The organism is Halopolyspora algeriensis, assembly GCF_003337235.1.
Taxonomy (GTDB): domain Bacteria; phylum Actinomycetota; class Actinomycetes; order Mycobacteriales; family Pseudonocardiaceae; genus Haloactinomyces; species Haloactinomyces algeriensis.
Map to the genome: position 1 here is coordinate 80,431 of NZ_QPJC01000001.1, position 23,266 is coordinate 103,696.

The window sequence follows — 23,266 nt, forward strand, 5'->3', positions numbered from 1 at the left end:
GCGGTGCGATCCGCTTGCGAGCACCCTAGAGGTACGGGGCGTACACGCCTCAACAATTCACCCCGGATCGGGGGACCACAGGAGAGCGAGCGGAACTGCCGACCACCGGCAGTTCCGCCACTCGAACACCCTGCTTTTCGGGTTGCTGCCTACTCCGGACGGATGAAGGCGGTCTGGACCAGCTGAGGCCCACCCCGCAGGCTGCGGCTGACCAGTGTCCCCCGCCCCGGTGACAGGGGGCGGGACTTGACGTTGCCGACGAGCTGACCGTCGTCCTTGTTGGCGCTCATGGCCAGGCCGGGAGCCGAGGACTCCCGCATCTTGCCGATGACGGGTTCGAACAGGGCCCGGTTGGCACCACCGGAGTTGCGGGCCAACACGATGTGCAGGCCGACATCGCCGGCCTGCGGGATGTAGTCGGCCAGCGGCGCCAGTGGATTGTTGCCCTGGGGCGCGACCAGCTCGTAGTCGTCGACGATGACGAACAGCTCGGGACCGGACCACCAGGAACGGTTCCTGAGCTGTTCCTGCGTCACGTCCGGACCGGGCAGCCGCTTCTTCAGCGCATTGGTCACTTCGCCCACGTTGCTCTTGAGCTGGTCGGCGGACACGGAGTACTCGAGCAGGTGCTTGGTGTCGAGGAATCCGAGCATCGTGCGCCGGTAGTCCACCAGCAGGATCAGTGCCTCCTGCGGTGTGTAGCGTTCGGTGATACCTCGCACGATCGTGCGCAGCAGGGCCGTCTTGCCCGACTCGCGTTCCCCGAAGGCGTGGAAGTGCGGCTCGGCCACGAAATCCAGATACATCGGCTGGAGCCCGTCCTCGTTGATGCCGATCGGCACCAGCTTCGGCTTCGGCTGCTGCTCCACCGAGGGCAGCTGCTCGTAGGGCAGCATGTCCGGCAACAACCGCACCTGCGGCGCGGGACGCCCCTTCCACGAGCTGCGAACCCGGTTGACCAAATCGGACACACCGCCGGAGAGGTCCTCGTTGTAGGCCTCCCAGCCCTCCCGATCGGCCAGGTTCTCACTGTCCACCCGGGGCAGTGCCGTCAGAAAGTGCATTTTGCTCGGGTGCAGGCCTCGGCCGGGGCGGCCCGCGGGCACGTTCACCGCGACCTTGCGGTCGATCTCGGACTCTCCGGCGTCCCCCAGCCGCAGCTCGAACCGGGTCCCCAGCAGGTCCTTCAGCGCGGGCCGGATCTCCGCCCATCGATTGGCCGAGACGAACACGTGGATGCCGAACGTCAGCCCCTGTGCGGCCAGGTTGAGCACGTCCTGCTCCAGCGATTCGAACTCGTTGCGGAAAGCACCCCACCCGTCCACTATCAGGAACACGTCACCGTAGGGATCGTCGGCGATCTCCCCGCGGCGCTTGCGGGTGCGGAAATCCGCCATCGAGTCGAGGGACATCTCCTGAAAACGAGCCTCGCGCTCGGCCAGCAGCGCCTTCAGTTCCGCGACCGTGCGCCGCACCGTATCCGGGTCGCGGCGGCCGCCGAAGCCACCCACGTGCGGCAGTGTCTGCAGCGCCGCCATCGAACCGCCACCGAGGTCGATGCAGTAGAACTGCACCTCCTGAGGGGTGTGCGTCAGCGCCATCGAGGTGATCAGGGTCCGGAACAGGTTCGACTTACCCGACTGAGGCCCGCCGACGACAGCGCCGTGCCCGCTGGCACCACCCAGATCCACCACCATGTGGTCCTGGCGCTGCTGATAGGGCATATCGATGATGCCGACCGGAATCTGCAGCCTGCCCGACCCGGCATACCCGGCCGAGGTGTATCCCCGATCGTCGGTGGCCGACAGCGGCGGTAGCAGCGTGTCCAGCGTCGGCGGCGCGTCGAGCGGCGGCAGCCACACCTGGTGCGCGGGAGGACCCTGCCCCTGGGCCTTGTCGATGATGATCTGGAAGTCCGTCGGAGCCTGCTTGTCCTCCCCGGGGGGCTCGGGCTCCGCTGCCGGCTCGGCAGCGGCGGGCTGCTCCGGCTCCCGAGGGACCTCGATGTAGTCGGGAACGAAGAAGCGGGGCCGCTTCACGCCGGTCACCGGTGAGGCGGCGACGGTCCGGCGCCGTCCGGTGCCCTGATGCAGATGTCCCGAGACGTAGGCGGCGCGGAAGCGCTCCATACCGTTCGGGTGCTTGAGGTAACCGTGGCCGCCGGTGGCGGGCAGGTCGGCGGCGTCGGGGACACCGATGGCCGCACGCGACTCCGCCGCGTTGAAGGTCTTCAAACCGATCCGGTAGGACAGGTGCGCATCGAGACCGCGCAGCTTGCCCTCCTCCAGACGCTGCGAGGCCAGCAGCAGGTGTACCTGCAGTGACCGGCCGAGGCGCCCGATCATGGCGAACAGTTCGGCGAAGTCCGGCTTGGTGGACAGCAGTTCGGAGAACTCGTCGACCACGATGAACAGGGCGGGCAGCGGTGCCAGGTCCTCACCGGCCTGGCGCTTCTCCTCGTAGTCCCAGACGTTCTTGGCGCCCGCCTTGTTCAGCTCCTCCTGGCGCCGGTTCATCTCCCCGGCCAGCGCATCCTGCATCCGGTCGACCTGGGTGAGATCGTCGGCGAGGTTGGTGATCGTGGCCGAGACGTGCGGGGCCTTCTCGAAGCCGTTGAACGTCGCACCACCCTTGAAATCGACCAGCACGAAATTCAACGCGGTCGAGGAATGCGTGGCCAGCAGGCCGAGCACGATGGTGCGCAGGAACTCCGACTTACCGGAACCGGTCGCACCGATGCACAGGCCGTGCGGCCCCATCCCGCCGGAGGCGGTCTCCTTGATGTCCAGCGAGACGATGTCGCCGTACTCACCCGGACCGATCGCGACGCTGTAGCGCTCCGGAATGGACCGCGGCCGCCACGCCTCGTTGAGGTCGAAGGTCATCGGATCGCCGGACAGTCCGAGCTGCTCCACGTAGTTCAGGTGGGTCGTCAACGGCTCCTGTCCGCCGCTGTCGGCCTCCGCCTGGCCCCCACCGGCGAGGCGGTACGGCGCGAGCTGCCGCGCCAGTGCGGTGACCTCCTCCTCGGTCATCGAGTCCGGCGTGCCGAACCACTCGACGCTGTTGGCGCTGCGCGCACCGATTCGTTCTTCCTCGACGACCATGCGCACACCGCGACGGGTGGTGAGCGGCCCCAGTACGTCCGACAGGTCGATCAGCGTCACCCCGGCCAGACCGCCCTCCATGAGGATCTGCTCCTCGCGGCTGATCTCCGCGTCGTCGAGCACGATCACGATGTGCGGCCCGTCCGGGGCAGGATTGTTGCGGCTGAATCGAGGGCGCTCGCCGAGTTGCTCGGCGAGCATCTCCTCGACCGCGCGCAGCGACCCCGCCATGAGGCGCTGCCTGCCGATGCCGTCGGTGGCGGTGGGGTGCTGAGCGTGCGGCAACCACTTGACCCAGTCCCATGTCAGACGGGAACGGCCACCGCTGGCCACCGCGATGAGGACGTCGTCGGGAGTGTGGAAGGTGGCCAACTGCGCGAGCATCGCACGTACCAGGCTTCGGCACAGCTCGCGCTCACCCTGCAGTCCCACGGCGGCGAACCCCCGCAGCGACGTCGCAACGGGCAATCCCGCCACCAGCGAGTGCGCCCGGACGAACCGGCGCAACGCCAGCGTGGTGATCGGCTCCAACTCGTCGACCGGTCCCGTCTGGGGCGGCACCAGGCGGGTCTCCAGACGCTGCGAGCCGATCCCCACCCGGACCTGGCAGAAATCGGCGTCACCGGCTCGGCGCTCCCACATCCGGCGGCTCGTCGCGATGGACCACAGCGTCTGTGGCTCCGGGTGCACCCAGATCCGCGCCAGTCGCTGCTCATCGGCAGCTTCCCGCGCACGCTCGCGCATCTGACCGAGGTAACGCAGGTAGTCCTTGCGGTCCTCGTTCATCTCGGCCTTGCTCTGACCGCCGCCCTGGTTGCCACCGGCCATCATGCCGACGGTGGAGACCAGCATCATCATCGGCATCATCAGCATCATCGGGTTGTCCTTCGCCCGCTGAAGCATGAACACCATCATCCCGAGCGAGGCGATGATCATGACGACCGGAAGGAACTTCTGAACGATGTTGCCCGGAACGGCCCGGGGGATCTCGGGGGGCGGTTCGAGGTGTACCTCCCCGCCCGGTGGCTTCGGGGCGGCCATGCGTGGCGTTCGCTTGAACTGCAGCGTACTCACCGGACGCAGCACCCTTCCATGTCGTGACGGTCGGTTCTTCGAAACCCGGCCGAATGGTCTGATTCGAAAACGTGTCGGCGCCGTCCGCTGTGGACGGCCACCTGTCGGAATCCGGCTTGCGGACAGCATTCTGTCCGGTCCACAGCATCGGCGGTACGCGGGTACGGACGCATCGGCACGCGCCGTGGCCGGCCGAACGAAAAACCGCTGCCGCCGAGTTCGACCAAACCCGCCCCCGAAGCCGGCCGGTGCGGCCATACTAGGAGCGTTCGAAACCCGGGTGGGGTGCTTTGGCGGAAAATCTTCCCGCTTGGTTGGATCGAGCCGACCCACGGGAATCGACACCCGACAGCGAGCAACCGAAGAAACTAGTGGAGTAGGGGGCCCAAGTGGCGACCGGGACCACGGTGTTCAGCCGCGTCACAGTAGTGGCGCCGAAAACACGCATCGATCTGGCGCTACCTGCTGACGTCTCGGTGGCTGACCTGCTGCCGATGCTGCTGGACATGGCTCATGAAACCGCTCCGGACGGCGGGGCGCAGCACGGTGGCTGGTGCTTGGCGAAACTGGCCGATGCGGAACTGGACCCCAGTCAGACGCTGGCATCGCTGGGCATCGTCGACGGTGACATGCTGCAGTTGCGGCGCAAGTCCGACGATCCCCCGCCACCGCTGTACGACGACGTCGTCGACGCACTCGCCGAAGCCGAACCCGGCAGCTACCGCCCGTGGAGCAAGGAGACCGCCGCCCGGGTGGGCCACGCGGCCGGGGCAATGGCCATGGTCGCCTCGGCCGTGGCCCTCGGGCTGGCCGCCGCCCCGGAAGGCTTCCTGTTCCACATCATCGCCGCCGTGACCGGCCTGGTCGTCGCGATCTTCGCCACCGGCATCGGCGCGATCGTGACCCGCGCCTACGGTGCCTCCACGACGGGGACCGTGATCTCCGCCGCGGGTGGCTTGCCGATGGCGTTCGTGGCGGGACTCAACATCGTGCCGGGACCGGACCCGCGGCCGGCGCTGTTGCTGGCCTGCGCGCTGGTACTGATCTTCTCCTCCGTCTCGATCATGGTGCTCGGCTCGGGCATCGTGACCTTCATCGCCGCCGCGACGATCTCGGCCTTCGCGGTCGTGGCGTTCCTCGTGGCCACCCTGGTGAACGCGGCGACCGCCGCCGGTGTGGCCGCCGGTGCCGCCGCTGCCGGACTCGCGGGCATCTCACTGCTGCCGCGGATGACCATCCAGCTCGCCAAGCTGCCGCTGCCGCACGTCCCGGGCAGTTCCGAAGACCTCAGGGAAGACAGCGGCTTGGCGGACTACCGACAGCTCGAGCGGCAGTCCGGGCTGGCGCACCAGTACATGACCGGCATGATCCTGGGCTGCGGCGGGACCGCCGCCCTCGGGGCGATCATCGCCGCGAGCGCCCCCACCATCTGGGGCATCCTGCTCGCCGTGGTCGTGGCCGCCGTGCTGCTGCTGCGCGGCAGGAACTACGCCAACGGAAGCCAGGCCCTCGCCCTGCTGCTCAACGGACTGCTCGCAGCCCTGGGAGTGACCATCGGCCTGCTGCTGCCGATGACCACGTCCCCGCTGGACAAACTCACCTGGGTGTTCTGGCCGCTGCTCCTGCTCGGCGGTGCGTCGATCGTGTTCGGCGTGGTGTTCCCGCACCGGCGATTCTCCCCGGTACAGCGGCGCAGCGTGGACATCCTGGAAGCCGTCCTGATCGCGCTGGTCCTGCCGCTGGCTCTGGGCGTGATGGACGTCTACATGACCATCCGCGACCTGAACATCAGTCTCTTCTAGGGAAGCGTGATGCGCCCAACCAACCGCACGCACCGCGGCACGCACGGGCATCGCGGGCTCGCGCTGCTCGCCACCGTCGGGATGCTCACCCTGTGCGGGCCGACATTCCCGGTCACCGCGCAGCAGGCCGAGGAGAACCGGCCGAGCGATCCACCCCCGCTGGACCTGGGCAAGCAGGCCTCGTCCGAGCCCCTGAGCCCCCAGAAGGACTTCACGCAGCAGCAAGCCTGCATGCAGGCCAGCAACGGCGGCCCCACCATCACCGAAGAGCCGTGGAGCCAGCGGATCCTCGGTATCGAGCGAGCACATTCCCAGGGGTGGAAGGGCCAAGGGCAAACCGTCGCGGTCATCGACACCGGCGTCAACCCGCACCCGCGCCTGCCCCGCCTCAGGGACGGTGGCAGTGCCGTCCCCCAGGGCGGCGCACTCACGGACTGCGACGGGCACGGGACGATCGTGGCCGGAATCATCGCGGCCGTACCGACCCCCGACACCGGCTTCGTCGGTGTCGCTCCCCAAAGCACCATCCTGTCGATCCGGCAGTCCTCGGCGCTGTACCAGAACGAAGCCACCGGCAAGACGGTCGGCAACACGATCACAATGGCTCAGGCGATCAACAGCGCGGTGCGACAGGGTGCCGATGTCGTCAACATCTCCCAGGCCTCCTGTCAGCCGATCGCCTCGGCGGCAGGGCGACCGGGGAACGCGAAGCTGCACTCGGCGGTGCACAACGCCTACCGCTCGGGCGTGGTCGTCGTCGCCGCCGCGGGCAACACCGGAGACAAGTGCCGGAAGAATCCTCCGAGCGACCCGACAACAGCAGTGCTTCCCGCCTGGTTCGACAAGTACGTCCTGACCGTCGCCTCGGTCGACGCGCAGGGAGCCCCGTCGGAGTTCACGGTTCCCGGGCCGTGGGTGGACGTCGCCGCACCGGGCGAGAACCTCACCTCGCTCGACCCCGGCCGAAACGGCGACGGTCTCGCCAACCGGATCACCCACGGCTCCGACGGCCGGCCACAACCCGTCCAGGGCACCAGCTTCGCCGCACCCTACGTCTCCGGGCTCGTCGCCCTGATGCAGCAGAAGTTCACCGAGCAGGACACCCCGCTGTCACCCGGCGAAATCATGGAGCGGATCGAGAAAACCGCCCAGCATCCCGGAGGCACCGAGGGGCGCAACGACATCATCGGCTACGGCATGATCAATCCGATGGCCGCGCTCAACGACGTCGTCCCGGCCGAGCACGGAGCCGCAGCCGCGCCGGTCGAGCCTCGACGCCTGGAATCCCATGTCTTCCCGCAGGAAAACTGGGTGGCCATCGCCATCGCTCTCGGCGGCGCCGTGGGTGGACTCGGCACCGTGTTCTTCACGGCTTTCCTGATGAACGCGATCCGCAAGGTCCGCGCCCGCGAAGCAGGCACCTCGACGCCCGAGTCGCAGGCATAGTCACCGTCCGCACAGCCCCGGTGCCTCCCTGCCGGTATACCGGTACCGGGCCGCCTCACCGCCCGAGGCGGCCCTTCACCGCCGCGGCACGCTCATCTCCCGTCCCGGGCGAGTCCGGTGCCGTGCCGACCTCTCTCCGTGGGGAAGCCCACCCGCACCACCGGCGGCGGAAACAGTGCGGGCGGGTTCCCGGCTTCCACAACGAGGCCGACCCCGGGGGGCGCGGGCATCAGCTGCCTGCGGCAGCAGCCTCGGGTGACCGGGACTGCCGATCCTCCTTCGGTGGCCGGTTCACCCCGGCGCCGTCCTCCATCGGAAGAGAGTCGTAGACGAAGCTGGCTCGTGCCGGATCCAGGAACGCCCCCTGCGGCAGGATGCCCAGGATCGAGGGAGGCGCATCCTTGATGTCACCTGCGTTGTTGATGATTCCCAAACCCCGGGCCGTGGCGACGTCCTTGACACCGAAGACGACCCCGCGATCGGAGACCATCGAGATCGGGCCGCTGCCGCTGCTGGCCTCGTTCGGGGTCCCGTGCACGACCGCGGCCTTGCCCGGTGGCATGTAGAAGCGGTCCACCCGTGGACCGGGACCATCGAACTGCGCGAGCTTCACCGGGGCTTGCTGCGTCGGGGAACCGTCGTGGAGCGTCACCGTGATGTGGTGGTTGCCGAACTCGCCCTTCCAGCTCAAGCAGGACGTGTTCGACTCCTGGAACGTCACCGGATCCGGCACGACCGTCGGGAAGTGACCCACTGGCAGGAGTTCCTCCGCCGCGGTGGGCACTCCGGTGAGCTCCCCGGTGGGAACGGGGATGTCGGTACTGCTGTCCCGCTTCGCGTGCAGCACCGCCGCCGCACCCGCCGAGATCTCCTGCTTGCCATCGGAGCGCAGCACGAAGAACTGGTCGTCCTGACCGGGCACCACCCGACTGACCACATCACCGACCTCGTAGTCGCCCTCCAGGTAGCCGACCGGGCCGCTGCCGAGCTCCGGCACCATCAGCGGAGGAACCTCCGGGATGGCGTTGAGCATGTTCGTGCTGATCGTGCGCGGAACGGCTCCCCGGAGTCCGTACATCTCCATGACGGCGTCCTCGTCGGGATCGATGCGCGCCTTCACCGCACGGGTGTGGTCCCTGCCGGTTCCCGGCATGTCCTCGATGCGGTAGATCAGGTAGCGCTGCCCGGTGCTCGGCTCCTGCACGTACAGCGACCGTTCCTTCCGCAGTTCCGTCCCGTGTCCACTGTCGCCACCGATCACCGTTGTTTCCACTGTGGCCGAACGCTGAGCCAGTGCGTCATCGAGTTTGGTGTTGACGTCACCGACATCGCAGACCGCCCAGGCCGCGGATGCCGGATTGTTCGCATCCGGCAGGAATTCCGGCGCGTTCGGCATACCCGTACGAGGCCCCCGAGGGAACTCTTCCAGTGCCGCCTCCCGCACTCTCGTCGGCTCGATCTCCTGACTGCGGCCACCGTCACTCTTGGCCATGACCAGCAGCTTCGCCGAAGCCATGTTCAGCATCGGAATCAATCGCTTGTCCGCCTTGTCATCGGCGGTAACGACGTAGACGCTTCCGCTTTCCCGCGCGATCACGACCGATCCGGGCCCGGGGACCGAACCCTGTCCCCCGAACAAACCCCACACGAGAAACCCGATCATCCCTACGCAGGCGATGACGGCCCCCGCAATATTGGCTCGTTTGTGGGAACCCAGCGGATCGTGCAGCATGACCGGATCTCTGCGGGCCAGAGCGGACTCCATCCGGCGCAGCACGAACTTGTACGCCTGAACCTGTGACTTCGTTGTGGGTGTTGATGCCATTCTTCGCCTACAGCTCTCCCGTCCGAGGTACCGTTCAGCAGGGTAGCCGGAGCAGAACACCGCTTGGGTACGGTTCGACCGACTCGGACGGTCCTGTTTTCGCCCGGCGACCGCGACCGACACTCGCCCGAATCCACCCGGCAGTTGCCGCGCCTACCTGCGAGGGGGAGAAACCGAACGGATGTCCGTGACCACGCAACATCCGGCTCAGCCGAAAAATCCCGAGATCAGCGGATCGACGCCTGCCCACATTCGTGCACGCAGGCGCACCACCGGTGCGAGTCTCGGCAGCATGCCGGTGGCCAACATCGTCCTCATCGAGATCGGCCTCGCCCTCGGCCTGATCACCGTCGCCATCGACCGGACACTGTGGCCGGTGAGTGCAGGCATCGCGGGGATGGCGCTGATCCTGGCGCTGCTGCGGCGACGCGGGCGCTGGTTCACCCAGTGGTTCGGGCTGGTGCTGGAGTACAACACGCGCAACCACACCCGTGTCTCCCAACCCGCCGCCCCCGGCGCAGGGGACGGCGGCGACGAGAACGGTGACGGTGTCATCGGCCCCGAAGAGAACCATCGGGTGTCGCTGTTGCGTCTCGCTGTGCCCGACCTGGTGGTGGCGCACGGCCAGGACCACGACCGCAACCACGTCGGCATGGCTTTCAACGAGGGAAAGTGGACCGCCGTGCTCATGGTCGAGCCCACCCCCTCACTGATCACCGAGATCGGCAACGCGCCGAATCTGCCGCTCGGCACCCTCGCGCCGTGCCTGGAGGACCGTGGGGTGGTGCTCGACTCGATCCAGGTCATCTGGCACTGCTATCCCGGCAGTGCCGCCCTGCCCTCCACCTCACCGGCACTGAACTCCTACCTCGAAGTGCTCGGGCCGCTCCCCGCCGCGGCACGCCGCACCACCTGGATAGCCGTGCGGCTGGATCCGCAGCGCTGCGCGAAGGCCGTCGGCGAACGTGGTGGGGGCATCGTCGGCGCGCACCGGGCTCTGATCGGTGCCCTGTCCCGCGTGCGCAACGCTCTGGATCGGCAGGGCGTGCCCACCCGGCCACTCGACGCCGACGAACTCCTGCAGGCCGGCGTGACGTCGGCCGAGCTGCAGTCCGTCCTCGGAGTGCAGCGTGCGGTCGGACTCAAAGAGAGGTGGGACGGTGTCACCGCGGGCGGTGTCGGGCACTCCAGCTACGCGATCACCAAATGGCCGAACCGGATGAGCGACAGCCTCAACGCCCTCACCGGCGTGCGAGCACTGTCCTCGACGATCGCCATGTCGATCTCCCCCGCCGGAGAGGACAGCGAGGTCAGCCTGCGCGGCCTCGTACGAGTCAGCGCCCGCACCCCCGGCGAACTCGACGCCGCCGACGAGCGGCTGCACACGATCAGTAACCGCCTCGGGCTGACCCTGACCCCGCTGCGTGGACTGCAGTTGGCGGGGTTCGCCGCGACGCTGCCGCTGGGAGGTGCGGCATGAGCCGAACCCGAACACTGGACATCCCGGGCCATTCCCGCAGGGCCGCACCGGAATTCCTCGTACCGCCCGAGACCCTCGATGCGGTCAGCCCGTCCGGCGACCGCGGCGGAATGATCATCGGTTCGGGACCGCAAGGAGAACCGCTCGGCACATCCATCCTGCGGCCACAACCGACCCGCATGGTCACCGTCGGCGGCCTCTACCTCGCCCGGCAGATCGCCCTGCGCGCGATGGCCACGGGCGCATGGGTGATCGTGGCGACCGGTCGTCCCACGGCATGGAAGGTCCTGGAGCAAGCGGCCGGGGAGACAGCGGACGGGAGACAGGTGCCACTCGCACAGATCCGGCGCCTGACTCCCTTCGATCCACCCCGCTCCACGGAAGACGCGCCATTGCTGGTCATCCACGACGGGGGTGCCGTGCCGCAGGAGCTTTTCCCGCCCCGGTCGGCTTGGCAGACCACGATGTACGTACTGCCCTACCTGCATCCCCAAATGGGCAACGGTCCAGCGGCCAACACGGCGGAACTCGTACTGCTGCAGCGGCTCCCGCCGAACCAGGCGCAGCTCGCGGGGCGTATCTGGTACCTGCAGCCGCCACAGATCCAGCAACTGACCACACTCGCCGACGACGGGGCCGTCGTCCTGGGCAACATGGTCTGGACACCGATCCAACTCGTGACCAACAAGCGTGAACAGGAAATCCTGGGACCCGTCCGCCGCGGCGACTGAAGAGGGAGAGCCGGCGGTTTCCGCGCGAAGCCGCCCTACCCCAGGGATCGGACGGAGCGGGTACGCGCAGCGCGGTCGGCGAGTTCCTCGTCCGGCGGATAGTCGATCCCGACGAGAGTGAGACCGTGCGCGGGCGCGACCGCACTGGTACGTACGCCCGCACGCAGGAGTTCGGCAGGCCAGCCCGGATCACGCCGACCGTCCCCGACCATCAGCAGTGAGCCGATGAGGCTGCGCACCATCGAGTGGCAGAACGCATCGGCGCTGACCGTGGCGACCAGCAGGTACTCCTCGATGCGCTCCCAGGAAAACCGCTGGAGTTCACGTACCGTTGTCGCCCCCTCCCGCTGCTTGCAGAAGGCCGCGAAATCATGGAGCCCCACCAGCTCCCGAGCGGCGGCATTGAGCCGATCCACATCGAGCGGCCGGTTCCACCCGAGAGTGTTCCTCCGCTGCAACGGGCCCACGCCCCAGGGTGCATCGGAGACCCGATACAGGTAGTGCCGACGCAACGCCGAGAAGCGCGCATCGAACCCGTCGGCAGCAATGCGGGCATCCAGCACCCGCACATCCCCCGGCAGAATGCGGTTCCATCGCGCGCACAGCTGTCGCAGGTCGGGGATCCCGAACTCGTCGACGGGCAACCGCCCGCCCTCGCCCGGACCGAACGGAGCCACATCGACGTGTACGGCCTGGTGGCTTGCATGCACTCCGGAGTCGGTACGCCCGGCCACCACAACGGAGCGAGGAGCTTCCCGCCCCGGAGGCTGCTTGGACAACGCGTCCTCGACAAGCCCCTGGACCGTGCGCAGTTGCGGCTGTCGCGCCCAGCCGAAGAAGTCGGTGCCGTCGTAGGCGATGTCCAGACGCAGACGAACGAGCCCGCTCTCCGAAACCGGAGCAGCGGGCTCGTTCGCGGCGTCACCGCAAGAAGAGGTCAGGACTCGTCCTTGGATTCCAGATCGTTCTCGACGGTCTCCCGCGAGCCTTCGGCGGGCTCCTGGTCACTCGACGAGACGCCCTGGGTCGACTCGGCGACCTCGGGGTTCTCGGTCGCCTGCGGCTCCTCTTTTCCGCCCTGGACCTCGGCCGAGCCGGAGCCCGCCTCGTCCTTGGCGAACCGGGTACCGCGAGCAGCCTCCGCCTCGGCAGTGGCGGTCTTCTCGTTCACCAGCTCGATGACCGCCATCGGGGCGTTGTCGCCCTTGCGCGGCATCGTCTTGGTGATGCGGGTGTAGCCGCCGTTGCGATCGGCGAAGAACGGACCGATCTCGGCGAAGAGCTTGTGCACGACGTCCTTGTCGCGAATGGTCTTCATGACCTCGCGACGGTTGTGCAGGTCGCCCTTCTTGCTCTTGGTAATCAGGCGCTCGGCGACCGGACGCAGCCGTTTCGCCTTCGCCTCGGTGGTCTTGATCCGCCCGTGCTCGAACAGCGACGTGGCCAGGTTGGCCAGCATCAGCCGCTCGTGCGATGGCGACCCGCCGAGACGCGCTCCCTTGGTCGGGGTGGGCATCACTTGCTCCTCTCGAGGCGTGGACCGGCTATCCGGTCCACGCGCCACAGCTACAGCTGCTCAGTCTCCGCGTAGTCCTGACCGTCGTCGTAGCCACCGTCGAAGCCCTCATCGAATCCGGCGCCGTAGCCACCGGGGGGCTCGATGCCGCCGGTCTCCTCGTCCGACCAGTCGCCTGCCGGATACTCGGCAGCGGCAGCGGACGGGTCGAACCCGGGCGGGCTGTCCTTCAACGACAGCCCCAGACCAACCAGCTTCAACTTGACCTCGTCGATGGACTTCGCACCGAAGTTACGGATGTCCAGCAGGTCGGCCTCACTGCGCGAAACCAGCTCGCCAACGGTGTGAATGCCCTCCCGCTTGAGGCAGTTGTAGGAGCGCACCGTGAGGTCGAGGTCCTCGATCGGCATCGCGTAAGCCGCGATGGTATCGGCCTCGGCAGGCGACGGACCGATCTCGACACCTTCGGCGTCCACGTTGAGCTCACGCGCGAGCCCGAACAGCTCCACCAGCGTGCGGCCGGCCGAAGCCACCGCGTCTCGCGGCGTGATCGACGGCTTCGTCTCGACATCGAGGATCAACCGGTCGAAGTCGGTACGCTGCTCGACACGCGTGGCCTCGACCTTGTAGGTCACCTTCAACACCGGCGAGTAGATCGAGTCCACCGGGATCCGACCGATCTCGGCGCCCGCCTGCTTGTTCTGCGCTGCAGGGACGTAGCCGCGGCCGCGCTCGACCACCAGCTCGATCTCCAGCTTGCCCTGCCCGTTGAGGGTGGCAACGTGCAGGTCCGGGTTGTGCACGGTCACACCGGCCGGCGGGACGATGTCGGCTGCGGTGACCGCACCGGGGCCCTGCTTACGCAGGTACATCGTCACGGGTTCGTCTTCCTCGGAGCTCACGACGAGCTCCTTGAGGTTCAGGATGACGTCGGTGACGTCCTCCTTGACTCCCGGGATCGTGGTGAACTCGTGGAGCACACCGTCGATCCGCAAACTGGTCACCGAGGCACCCGGAATCGAAGACAGCAGGGTGCGGCGCAGCGAATTGCCGAGGGTGTAGCCGAAACCCGGCTCCAGCGGCTCGATGGTGAACTTGGAACGGGTCTCCGACACCGACTCCTCGGTCAGTGAGGGTCGCTGAGAGATGAGCACTGTCGTTTCCTTTCCGCACGGCGCCCGCCATATGACGCCGAAGGGATGGCGTGCCCGCGGCGAATCGCGGGCGAGACGGTGGTGTATCCGACACCACCGCCCGGACTGCCTCCGGCAGGCGGCCCGTGGCCGCCTGCCGGGGAGCGTCACTTCGAGTAAAGCTCGACGATGAGCTGTTCGGTAACCGGAGTGTCGATCTGCGCACGCTCGGGCAGCTGGTGCACGAGGATGCGCAAGGACGACGGCACGACCTGCAACCACGCCGGGGCAGGACGCTCGCCCAGGGTCTCCTTGGCGATGATGAACGGCGTGGTCTTCAGCGATTTCGGCTTGACGTCGACGATGTCGAACTTCGTCACCTGGTAGCTCGGAATGTTCACCTTCTCGCCGTTGACCAGGAAGTGCCCGTGGTTGACGAGCTGCCGAGCCTGGCGGCGAGTGCGTGCCAGTCCCGCACGGTAGACCACGTTGTCCAGGCGCGACTCCAGCAGTTGCAGCAGGTTGTCACCCGTCTTGCCCTGCCTGCGGTTGGCCTCTTCGTAGTACGACCGGAACTGCTTTTCCATGATGCCGTAGGTGAACCGAGCCTTCTGCTTCTCCTGCAGCTGCAGCAGGTACTCGGTCTCCTTGACACGGCCACGCCCGTGCTGCCCCGGCGGGTACGGGCGACGTTCGAACGCCTGGTCGCCGCCGATGAGGTCGACCTTCAGGCGGCGAGACTTGCGAGTTGCGGGCCCCGTGTAACGAGCCATGTGTCTGTCCTCCTTCCCGCGCCTTAGACCCGACGCCGCTTCGGCGGGCGGCAGCCGTTGTGCGGCTGCGGGGTGACGTCCTGGATCGTGCCGACCTCGAGGCCGGCGCCCTGCAGCGAGCGGATCGCCGTCTCGCGGCCGGAGCCCGGCCCCTTGACGAAGACGTCGACCTTCTTCATGCCGTGCTCGGCGGCCTTGCGCGCGGCGTTCTCGGCTGCCATCTGCGCGGCGAAGGGAGTGGACTTGCGCGAGCCCTTGAACCCGACGTGTCCCGCGGAGGCCCAGCTGATCACCGCACCGGTCGTGTCACTGATCGAAACGATGGTGTTGTTGAATGTGCTCTTGATGTGAGCCTGCCCGTGAGCAACATTCTTCTTTTCCTTGCGCCGTACCTTCTTGACGGCACCGGCGCGACTCTTCGGTGGCATGTGTGTCGTGGTCTCCTAGCGAGGCTTACTTCCTACCGGCCTTCTTCTTGCCGGCGACCGTCTTCTTCGGTCCCTTGCGGGTGCGGGCGTTGGTCTTCGTCCGCTGCCCGTTCAGTGGCAGGTGGCGACGGTGCCGCAGCCCCTCGTAGGAGCCGATCTCGATCTTGCGGCGAATATCGGCCTGAACCTCGCGGCGGAGGTCACCCTCGACCCGGTAGTTGTTGTTGACCTCGTCGCGCAGCTTCGCGAGCTGATCGTCGTCGAGGTCTTTCGCACGCGTGCCGAACGGGATATCCGTCGCCTTCAGGATCTGCTGAGAACTACTACGGCCGATGCCGTAGACATAGGTCAGCGCGATCTCCACCCGCTTGTCACGGGGGAGGTCAACGCCGGCGAGCCGTGCCATGGGGCAGGTTCTCCTCACTCGTTGATCCAGGTCTGCTCCCTGACCGTCTCCGGACGGCACCGACGGCGGCCCGGCGGGCGGGCCGGACGGTCCCGACACGAAGCCCCGGCCTGGAATCCGGGGGTCGACCGGCTCAGCTCACGAGCCGGCAGGCTGCAGGGAGATCCCTTGTTGGTGTTCGGTCTGGTGGTCTCGACTGCGACTTGTGCGGCAATCAGCCCTGGCGCTGCTTGTGGCGCGGGTTGGAGCAGATCACCAGAACTCGCCCATGACGGCGAATCATCTGGCAGCTGTCGCAGATCTTCTTCACACTTGGCTGGACCTTCACGGTCTTGCTCTCCTGCTCGGACGCGTGTCCGGTCTCCCGGACACCGTGGAGGTCACTTGTAGCGGTAGACAATGCGCCCACGGGAGAGGTCGTAGGGCGAAAGTTCCACAACGACCCGGTCCTCGGGCAGGATGCGAATGTAATGCTGGCGCATCTTGCCACTGATGTGAGCAAGGACCTGGTGTCCATTCTCCAATTCGATGCGGAACATCGCGTTGGGGAGCGGCTCGATCACCCGACCCTCGACCTCAATGGCCCCGTCCTTCTTGCCCATGTCCTCCGCGTTTCGTGACGGTGACAGTTCGTCTTGCTCGTACGTGCCGCCAGGCCGGCGAAGCCGGTACCGACAGCAGGCACACTCCTGCCCGGTCCGAAGAACCGGGGCATCACCGACGCGATAACCTCGGTGATATGCCACGGGTTCGGATGCCCTCAGCAGTCGATTGCCGGCAGCATCCCCTCGCAAGCACGAAGGCACGACGAACCGGCGCGACGAGTGCGCCGTTGCTCCAGTGTACGCGCTCGCGAAAACCCGCCCCAACTCGGGGCGGAACAAAACGGGGGCGCACACGGCCCACCCTCATTGCTACTGTCCGTACTCGTGACAGCACGCCCATCCGCCGTGCTCGTACACGGTCCGATCACGCATGAAGAGTGCCGACCGCAGCTACCACCGCAGCCGAACAGGCAAGCCCATCGAGGAGAACCGTGACCACTTTCCGGAACCGCCGCACATCACTCAGCGGGCGATGGCTGCCCGTTGCTGCGAAGCTCGGCGAGTACCGCACGTTTTTCGGTGCAGCGGTACGCAACCCCACGGCGGTCGGAGCGGCCACCCCCACATCGGAAGCCGTGGCCGCCACTGTCGCGCAGGTCGTGCCCACCACGGGCAGCCCGGTCGTGGTCGAACTCGGCCCCGGCACCGGTTCCCTCAGCGGGGCCATTCACAACCGCCTGCCCCCGCACGCGCGCCACATCGGGATCGAAATCGGTGCGGACCTCGTCCGGCACCTGCAGCAACACCAGCCGTGGATGGAAACCCTGCACGGCGACGCGGGGAACCTGCGCGCACTGCTGGCCACGCTCCACCTCGACAAAGTCGACGCCGTGGTCAGCAGTATCCCGTGGTCACTGCTGACCGAAGAGACTCGGCAGGACGTCTTGCGGCAGGTGACCGACGTACTCGCACCGCACGGCGCCTTCACCGCACTGACCTACCTGCCCGCGCGGCATTCGGAAGGTGGTCGTCACTTCCAGCGGCAACTCGCGACGACGTTCGACGAAGTGATCACACACACGACGTGGCGGAATTTTCCGCCGATCCTGCACTACATCTGCCGCCGCCCGCTGGAGGAATGAACGTAGGCGGCCGGCTGGGCGGTTTTCGTCAAAACCGCCCGCGCCCACCTCGAGCGCGGCCTCGATCCCCGTTTCAACAAACGGCGGAGCCGCTTACATCCACGTACGCAGTCGGCACCGCCGCGGGTTCTCAGGCGAGTGCCTCGCGAGGACAGCCCCAGCGCCATGTAGGTCGGCTACCTGAGTCGGGGATCCCGCAGCGAGGCACCGGCTGAGGTTCCGCCACCCGCACCGCTACGCAAGCCGGCCCAGACACTCTCAATCCTCAGGGGCGGTGAGGACCCACGGGCCCTCCTCGGTAATGGCGACGGTGTGCTCCCAGTGCGCGGCACGGGAACCGTCCACGGTCACGACCGTCCAGTCGTCATCGAGTTCCTCGGTCTCCGCCGAGCCGAGAGTCAGCATCGGTTCCACGGCGAGGGCCATGCCGACCTTGAGTTTCGGTCCCTTGCCGGGCTTGCCGAGATTCGGCAGGAAAGGCTCCATGTGCATGCGAGTACCGATGCCATGCCCGCCGTACTCGGCGATGAGCCCGTATTCCATTCCATCCGAGTCCATCGACTCCCGTGCCGCGGTCTCCACCGCATGGGAGACATCGGTCAGGCGGTTGCCCGCCCGGACCTGTGCCACACCCGCCCACATGGCGTGCTTGGTCGCCTCGGACAGTGCCAGTTCACGTGGCCCGACCTCGCCGATCGGCAGTGTCACGGCGGAGTCACCGTGCCAGCCGTCCAGGATCGCCCCGCAATCCACCGACACCATATCGCCTTCGGCCAGGATCTCCTGCCGTGACGGGATGCCGTGGACGACCCTTTCGTTGATCGACGTGCAGATCGAGGCGGGGAAGCCGTGGTAGCCCTTGAAGGACGGGACCGCACCCGCATCCCGAATCACCTGCTCGGCGAGAGCATCGAGCTCACCGGTGCTGATGCCGGGCTTGGCGTGCGCCCCGACTTCGGCGAGAGCGCGCGCGACCAGCAAACCCGACGCACGCATCGCCTCGATCTCACCGGTGGTTTTGAGTTCGATGCCCTTACCTCGCCGCAGCACGGGTGACTCCCTTTCGTCAGGCTCGCGTACGCAGGGCTTCCAACGCGCGCGAGGTGATCTCCTCGACAGTGCCGAGCGCGTCGATGGTGATGAGCTTGTTGCGGTAGTACTCCAGCAGCGGCGCGGTCTCCGAGTTGTACACCGCCAGTCTGCGGCGGATGACCTCCTCGGTGTCATCCGAACGCCCTCGCTCCAGCAGACGGCGCACCAGTTCCTCCTCCGGCACGTCGAACTGCAGCACCGCCGTCAGCTCCATGCCGTTTTCGGCGAGGATGCCGCTGAGGACGTCGGCCTGCGGAGTCGTCCGCGGAAAACCGTCGAGCATGAAGCCCTCACGGGCATCGGACTCGGACAACCGCTGGCGCACCATCTCGTTGGTGACCTTGTCCGGCACGAGCTCCCCTCCATCGAGGTAGCTCTTCGCCTCCTGCCCCAGAGGAGTGCCATTGTCGATATTCGCCCGAAAGAGGTCACCAGTGGAAATATGGGGGACCGCGAGCTGCTCGCTCAGCACGGCCGCTTGGGTGCCCTTGCCCGCACCGGGCGGGCCGACGAGAACCAATCGCACCAAGGGTCTGCCTCCGAATCCGTCTGATGGCCTCCGCCACCGTATGTTCGAGCGCTTCAAGCCCGCCTGTTATCGCACGTTCCCGGACGCGGCACGGCGCGAGTACCTTCGAACGAGGACTGCACTCACCGAGTCCGGGACGGGCGGCACCGTAACCGATAGCCCGGCGACCGTAGCCTCCGCCCGGTCCACGGGACAGCACGGAAGGTGGGCGATAACACCGGGGGCACGGGCACCATTGCCCGGGATTCCCCGAGCCTACCGGAGGAAGCCCTCGTAGTTCCGCTGCGTGAGTTGACTCTCGACCTGCTTGACGGTGTCCAAGCCCACGTTGACCATGATCAATATCGCGGTGCCGCCGAACATGAAACTCTGCATACCGCCCTGTCCACCACCGGTGAGCCCGAGGAAGAAGCTCGGCAGCACGGCGATGATGCCGAGGTACAGCGCACCCGGCAGCGTGATCCGGGACAGCACGAAGCTGAGGTATTCGGCCGTCGGACGGCCGGGCCGGATACCGGGAATGAACCCGCCGAACTTCTTCATCTCGTCGGCACGTTCCTCCGGGTTGAACGTGATCGACACGTAGAAGTAGGCGAAGAAGATGATCATCGCCATGTACAGCAGGATGTGCACCCAGCTCGACGGATCCACGATGTAGGTCTGAATGAACCGCGCCCACCAGGTGTTCTGGTTGCCGGCGAGTTGCCCCAGCAGCTGCGGCAGGTACAGCAGGGAGGACGCGAAGATCACCGGAATGATTCCGGCCTGGTTGACCTTCAGCGGCAGGTACGTGGAGGTACCCCCGTACATCCGGCGACCGATCATGCGCTTGGCGTACTGCACGGGGATCCGGCGCTGAGCCTGCTCGACGAACACGACGCTGGTGATGATGGCGAGGCCGAACACGCAGACAACGGCGAAGACGAGGCCGCCCTGACCGTTCAGGATGCTGGCTCCCTGCGAGGGGATCCGAGCCGCGATGGACGTGAAGATCAGCAACGACATGCCGTTGCCGACACCGCGCTCGGTGATCAGTTCACCCATCCACATCAGCAGTGCGGCACCCGCCGTCATCGTCACCACGATGACCACCAGGTTCAGCACCGAGTTGTCCGGGATGACCTCGGTGGTGCAGCCGGGGAACAGCTGCCCGCGCACGGCGAGAGCGGTGATGCCGGTCGCCTGCAGGAGCGCGAGCGCGATCGTCAGGTACCGGGTGTACTGGGTCAGCGTGGCCTGACCGGACTGCCCCTCCTTCTTCAGCTGCTCGAAGCGAGGGATGACCACCTGCAGCAACTGGACGATGATGCTCGCCGTGATGTACGGCATGATGCCCAGCGACAGCACCGAGAGCTGCAGCAGTGCACCACCGCTGAACAGGTTCAGCAGCGAGTAGATGCTCTCGCTGTCGTTCCTGGTCTGTTCCACGCACTGCTGGACGTTCGGGTACGACACCCCCGGTGAGGGGAGCATGGCGCCGAGCCGATACAGCACGATGATGCCCAGCGTGAACAGGATCTTGCGGCGCAGGTCCGGCGTCACCAGAGCCGAGCGTAAGGCGCCGAGCACGCAGACCTCCTGTGCGCAAGCCGGCCAGGTGGCCGGGTTCGGTTGCCGACTGAGGTAGCCGGTATGACTGGCGTTGCTGTCGCAGCACCGTGTTCGGCACGGACTGCCGAACGGACTCTAGCAGCAATACTGCCGGAAGGACGTAACCGCCCGGGCATCCAGGTCTCACACGACCCATCCTGCGCAGCGAGTTCACCTCGCCGAGTGCCACTTCTCCGGCCCGGAACCGCGCGTGACCGCGAAACCTGGCAAAAACCCACCGACCAACACCATCGCGGTACCGGCCCGGGAACCGCGTGCCGCGCCCGGCACGCGACAGCGGGACCGCACACGAACGGGGCTTGCTCGACCGGATCGTCGAGCAAGCCCCGTTCGTGTGTCCCGGTTCAGCGGAAGTCGCTCTCACTCACTCTTGCGTGTGGCACTTCCGCCGGCCGCGGTGATCTTCTCCTGTGCGCTGCCGGTGAACGCGTCCGCGGTCACGTCGAGCCGGACGCCCTCCAGGTCACCACCGCCGAGAATCTTGACGCGCTCGCCCTTCTTCAACAGCCCGGCACCGATGAGCTCCTCGATGCCGACCGAGCCGCCCTGCGGGAAGGCCTGCGCCAGCTTGCCGACGTTGATGCCCTGGTACTCGACACGGTTGCGGTTCTTGAAGCCACGCAGCTTCGGCAACCGCATCTGCAGCGGCATCTGCCCGCCCTCGAAGCGGGGCGAGACCGTCTTGCGGGCCTTGGTCCCCTTGGTACCGCGACCGGCCGTCTTGCCCTTCGAGGCCTCACCACGACCGACACGGATCTTGTCGCGCTTGGCGCCGGGGGCCGGGTGCAGGTCGTGAATCTTGATGGCCATGCCTATTCGACCTCCTCGACCGTCACCAGGTGGTGCACGGTTCGGATCATGCCGCGCACGTTCGGGTCATCCGGCCGTACGACCGACTGGCGGATCTTGCGCAGACCCAGCGAGCGCATACTGGCCTTCTGATTGTGCTTGGCGCCGGCCAGGCCGCGCACCTGAGTGATCTTCAACTGGCTCATCTCGGCTCACACCTCCTGTCCTGCGCGCTGACGCAGTACACGAGCCGGAGCAACATCCTCCAGCGGCAGCCCGCGGCGCGCCGCCACCTCCTCGGGACGCTGCAACTGCTTCAGAGCCGTCACCGTGGCCTGCACGATGTTGAGCGCATTGTCGCTACCCAGCGACTTGCTCAGCACATCGTGGATGCCCGCGCACTCCAGAACGGCACGCACCGGTCCGCCGGCGATAACACCGGTACCGGGGCTGGCCGGGCGCAGAAGCACGACGCCGGCGGCGTCCTCGCCCTGCACCGGGTGCGGGATCGATCCGGCGAGCCGGGGAACGCGGAAGAAGTTCTTCTTCGCCTCCTCGACACCCTTCGCGATCGCCGAGGGCACCTCCTTGGCCTTGCCGTAGCCGACACCGACCATGCCGTCACCGTCGCCGCACACGACCAGCGCGGTGAAGCTGAACCGCCGGCCACCCTTGACGACCTTGGCGACACGGTTGATGGTCACGACACGTTCGAACTGCGGGGACTTCTCTTGGGCCGCCCCGCCACGGCCACCGTCGCGGCGGTCCTTGCGGTCTTTGCCGCCGGATTCCGAACCGCCGTCACGCCGAGTGCGTCCAGGCATCAGGCGTCCCTTCCATTACTGGCTACCACGAACTTGGCTGCGATGGTCTCGTCGTTGCGCACTTGTCAGAACTCCAGACCGCCCTCACGAGCAGCGTCGGCCAGCGCCGCCACACGCCCGTGGTAGGCGTTGCCGCCCCGATCGAACACGATCCGGGCGATTCCTGCGTCCTTGGCGCGGGCGGCAACGAGCTCCCCGACCCGGGTGGCCTTGCTCGTCTTGTCGCCCTCGAATGTGCGGAACTCCGCCTCGAGGGTGGAGGCCGCCGCCAGCGTGTGACCGGCCGTGTCGTCGATGACCTGCGCAACAATGTGGCGCGAGGACCGCGAGACGGCGAGCCGCGGCCGCTCGGGCGTACCGCTGACCTTCTTGCGGATCCGGGTGTGTCGGTTGGCACGGGCCTGACGACGCACGGTCGCGATGCCCTTGCCCACCGGCTTGCGCTTCGTACCTGTGGTGGTCTCGCTCATCGTCACTTACCCGTCTTCCCGACCTTGGTGCGGATCTTCTCGCCCGCATAGCGCACGCCCTTGCCCTTGTACGGGTCGGGACGACGCAGCTTGCGGATCTTGGCGGCGACCTCGCCGACCTGCTGCTTGTCGATGCCCTTGACCGAGAGCTTCGCAGGGCCGTCCGTGGCGAACTCGATGCCCTGCGGCGGCTCGACCACAACCGAGTGGCTGTACCCGAGAGCGAACTCGAGGTTGGCCCCCTTGAGCTGCACGCGGTAACCGACGCCGTGGATTTCGAGATCCCGCTGGTAGCCCTGGCTGACGCCGAGCACCATGTTGTTCACCAGGCTACGCGAAAGTCCGTGCAACGAGCGGTTCCGGCGCTCGTCGTCGGGGCGCTGAACCAGCAGCGTCCCGTCCGAACTCTGCTCGACCGTGATGGGTTCGGCGATCCGCTGCTGCAGGGTGCCCTTCGGGCCCTTGACCGTGACCGTCTGGCCGTCGATCGTCACCTCGACGCCGGAGGGCACGGTGATCGGCAACACTCCGATGCGCGACATA

At 67.1% G+C, this 23,266-nt stretch carries 23 protein-coding genes; 5 read left to right on the forward strand and 18 right to left on the reverse strand.

Annotated elements, in window-relative coordinates; translation table 11 throughout:
• Nucleotides 1–149 precede the first annotated feature (149 nt).
• Nucleotides 150–4,181 carry a type VII secretion protein EccCa gene (gene eccCa / locus DFQ14_RS00360; RefSeq protein ID WP_114451488.1) on the reverse strand — a complete coding sequence of 1,344 codons (4,032 nt, stop codon included), beginning with the start codon at nt 4,179–4,181 and terminating at the stop codon, nt 150–152.
• A gap of 389 nt (nt 4,182–4,570) precedes the next feature.
• On the opposite strand from eccCa, the gene eccD reads away from it, so the two are divergent.
• Both eccD and mycP read left to right on the forward strand, forming a co-directional pair.
• Nucleotides 4,571–5,983: a type VII secretion integral membrane protein EccD gene (eccD, locus tag DFQ14_RS00365; RefSeq protein ID WP_114451008.1), complete on the forward strand. Its 1,413-nt coding sequence runs from the start codon at nt 4,571–4,573 to the stop codon at nt 5,981–5,983.
• A 9-nt stretch (nt 5,984–5,992) separates the two neighbouring features.
• On the forward strand, nt 5,993–7,429 hold the full coding sequence (gene mycP, locus DFQ14_RS00370) for a type VII secretion-associated serine protease mycosin (RefSeq protein ID WP_114451009.1): 1,437 nt from the start codon (nt 5,993–5,995) through the stop codon (nt 7,427–7,429).
• A gap of 229 nt (nt 7,430–7,658) precedes the next feature.
• On the opposite strand, the gene eccB is transcribed toward mycP, so the two are convergent.
• Nucleotides 7,659–9,254: a type VII secretion protein EccB gene (gene eccB / locus DFQ14_RS00375; RefSeq protein ID WP_114451010.1), complete on the reverse strand. Its 1,596-nt coding sequence runs from the start codon at nt 9,252–9,254 to the stop codon at nt 7,659–7,661.
• 298 nt (nt 9,255–9,552) lie between these two features.
• On the opposite strand from eccB, the gene eccE reads away from it, so the two are divergent.
• The gene (gene eccE, locus DFQ14_RS00380) at nt 9,553–10,734 is read left to right on the forward strand and encodes a type VII secretion protein EccE (RefSeq protein ID WP_257233564.1); all 1,182 of its coding nucleotides are present in this window, start codon (nt 9,553–9,555) and stop codon (nt 10,732–10,734) included.
• Nucleotides 10,731–11,465 (forward strand): hypothetical protein, encoded by a 735-nt coding sequence (locus tag DFQ14_RS00385; protein ID WP_114451012.1) that lies wholly within the window; start codon nt 10,731–10,733, stop codon nt 11,463–11,465. The genes eccE and DFQ14_RS00385 overlap by 4 nt, the downstream gene beginning before the upstream one ends.
• 35 nt (nt 11,466–11,500) lie before the next feature.
• On the opposite strand, the gene truA is transcribed toward DFQ14_RS00385, so the two are convergent.
• The 8 genes from truA to infA all read right to left on the reverse strand — a co-directional run bounded on the left by truA (nt 11,501) and on the right by infA (nt 16,323).
• Nucleotides 11,501–12,337 (reverse strand): tRNA pseudouridine(38-40) synthase TruA, encoded by an 837-nt coding sequence (truA, locus tag DFQ14_RS00390; RefSeq protein ID WP_420810123.1) that lies wholly within the window; start codon nt 12,335–12,337, stop codon nt 11,501–11,503.
• A 65-nt stretch (nt 12,338–12,402) separates the two neighbouring features.
• Nucleotides 12,403–12,981, reverse strand: a complete 579-nt coding sequence (rplQ, locus tag DFQ14_RS00395; RefSeq protein WP_114451014.1) for a 50S ribosomal protein L17 — start codon at nt 12,979–12,981, stop codon at nt 12,403–12,405.
• A gap of 50 nt (nt 12,982–13,031) precedes the next feature.
• Nucleotides 13,032–14,135 (reverse strand): DNA-directed RNA polymerase subunit alpha, encoded by a 1,104-nt coding sequence (locus DFQ14_RS00400; protein ID WP_114451015.1) that lies wholly within the window; start codon nt 14,133–14,135, stop codon nt 13,032–13,034.
• Nucleotides 14,136–14,281: 146 nt separating this feature from the next.
• Nucleotides 14,282–14,887, reverse strand: a complete 606-nt coding sequence (gene rpsD / locus DFQ14_RS00405; RefSeq protein ID WP_114451016.1) for a 30S ribosomal protein S4 — start codon at nt 14,885–14,887, stop codon at nt 14,282–14,284.
• A 23-nt stretch (nt 14,888–14,910) separates the two neighbouring features.
• The gene (rpsK, locus tag DFQ14_RS00410; protein WP_114451017.1) at nt 14,911–15,315 is read right to left on the reverse strand and encodes a 30S ribosomal protein S11; all 405 of its coding nucleotides are present in this window, start codon (nt 15,313–15,315) and stop codon (nt 14,911–14,913) included.
• Between the two features lie 25 nt (nt 15,316–15,340).
• Nucleotides 15,341–15,721, reverse strand: coding sequence for a 30S ribosomal protein S13 (gene rpsM, locus DFQ14_RS00415; protein WP_114451018.1), 381 nt, complete (start codon nt 15,719–15,721; stop codon nt 15,341–15,343).
• 214 nt (nt 15,722–15,935) lie between these two features.
• Nucleotides 15,936–16,049, reverse strand: a complete 114-nt coding sequence (gene rpmJ, locus DFQ14_RS00420) for a 50S ribosomal protein L36 (protein WP_114451019.1) — start codon at nt 16,047–16,049, stop codon at nt 15,936–15,938.
• A gap of 52 nt (nt 16,050–16,101) precedes the next feature.
• The gene (gene infA / locus DFQ14_RS00425) at nt 16,102–16,323 is read right to left on the reverse strand and encodes a translation initiation factor IF-1 (RefSeq protein ID WP_114451020.1); all 222 of its coding nucleotides are present in this window, start codon (nt 16,321–16,323) and stop codon (nt 16,102–16,104) included.
• A 434-nt stretch (nt 16,324–16,757) separates the two neighbouring features.
• Here infA and DFQ14_RS00430 point away from each other — a divergent pair, with 434 nt between their 5' ends.
• Nucleotides 16,758–17,408 carry a class I SAM-dependent methyltransferase gene (locus DFQ14_RS00430; protein ID WP_257233519.1) on the forward strand — a complete coding sequence of 217 codons (651 nt, stop codon included), beginning with the start codon at nt 16,758–16,760 and terminating at the stop codon, nt 17,406–17,408.
• A 258-nt stretch (nt 17,409–17,666) separates the two neighbouring features.
• Here the strand turns inward: DFQ14_RS00430 and map are convergent, their stop codons facing one another.
• From map to rplF, 8 genes are all read right to left on the reverse strand, one after another.
• On the reverse strand, nt 17,667–18,458 hold the full coding sequence (gene map / locus DFQ14_RS00435; RefSeq protein WP_114451021.1) for a type I methionyl aminopeptidase: 792 nt from the start codon (nt 18,456–18,458) through the stop codon (nt 17,667–17,669).
• Between the two features lie 16 nt (nt 18,459–18,474).
• On the reverse strand, nt 18,475–19,029 hold the full coding sequence (locus DFQ14_RS00440) for an adenylate kinase (protein WP_114451022.1): 555 nt from the start codon (nt 19,027–19,029) through the stop codon (nt 18,475–18,477).
• 255 nt (nt 19,030–19,284) lie between these two features.
• Nucleotides 19,285–20,598: a preprotein translocase subunit SecY gene (gene secY, locus DFQ14_RS00445; RefSeq protein WP_114451023.1), complete on the reverse strand. Its 1,314-nt coding sequence runs from the start codon at nt 20,596–20,598 to the stop codon at nt 19,285–19,287.
• A 402-nt stretch (nt 20,599–21,000) separates the two neighbouring features.
• Nucleotides 21,001–21,450 (reverse strand): 50S ribosomal protein L15, encoded by a 450-nt coding sequence (gene rplO / locus DFQ14_RS00450; protein WP_114451024.1) that lies wholly within the window; start codon nt 21,448–21,450, stop codon nt 21,001–21,003.
• 2 nt (nt 21,451–21,452) lie between these two features.
• Nucleotides 21,453–21,635: a 50S ribosomal protein L30 gene (rpmD, locus tag DFQ14_RS00455; RefSeq protein WP_114451025.1), complete on the reverse strand. Its 183-nt coding sequence runs from the start codon at nt 21,633–21,635 to the stop codon at nt 21,453–21,455.
• A 6-nt stretch (nt 21,636–21,641) separates the two neighbouring features.
• The gene (rpsE, locus tag DFQ14_RS00460; protein ID WP_114451026.1) at nt 21,642–22,253 is read right to left on the reverse strand and encodes a 30S ribosomal protein S5; all 612 of its coding nucleotides are present in this window, start codon (nt 22,251–22,253) and stop codon (nt 21,642–21,644) included.
• A gap of 65 nt (nt 22,254–22,318) precedes the next feature.
• The gene (gene rplR / locus DFQ14_RS00465; protein ID WP_179951454.1) at nt 22,319–22,723 is read right to left on the reverse strand and encodes a 50S ribosomal protein L18; all 405 of its coding nucleotides are present in this window, start codon (nt 22,721–22,723) and stop codon (nt 22,319–22,321) included.
• Nucleotides 22,724–22,725: 2 nt separating this feature from the next.
• Nucleotides 22,726–23,265: a 50S ribosomal protein L6 gene (rplF, locus tag DFQ14_RS00470; RefSeq protein ID WP_114451028.1), complete on the reverse strand. Its 540-nt coding sequence runs from the start codon at nt 23,263–23,265 to the stop codon at nt 22,726–22,728.
• Nucleotide 23,266 lies beyond the last annotated feature (1 nt).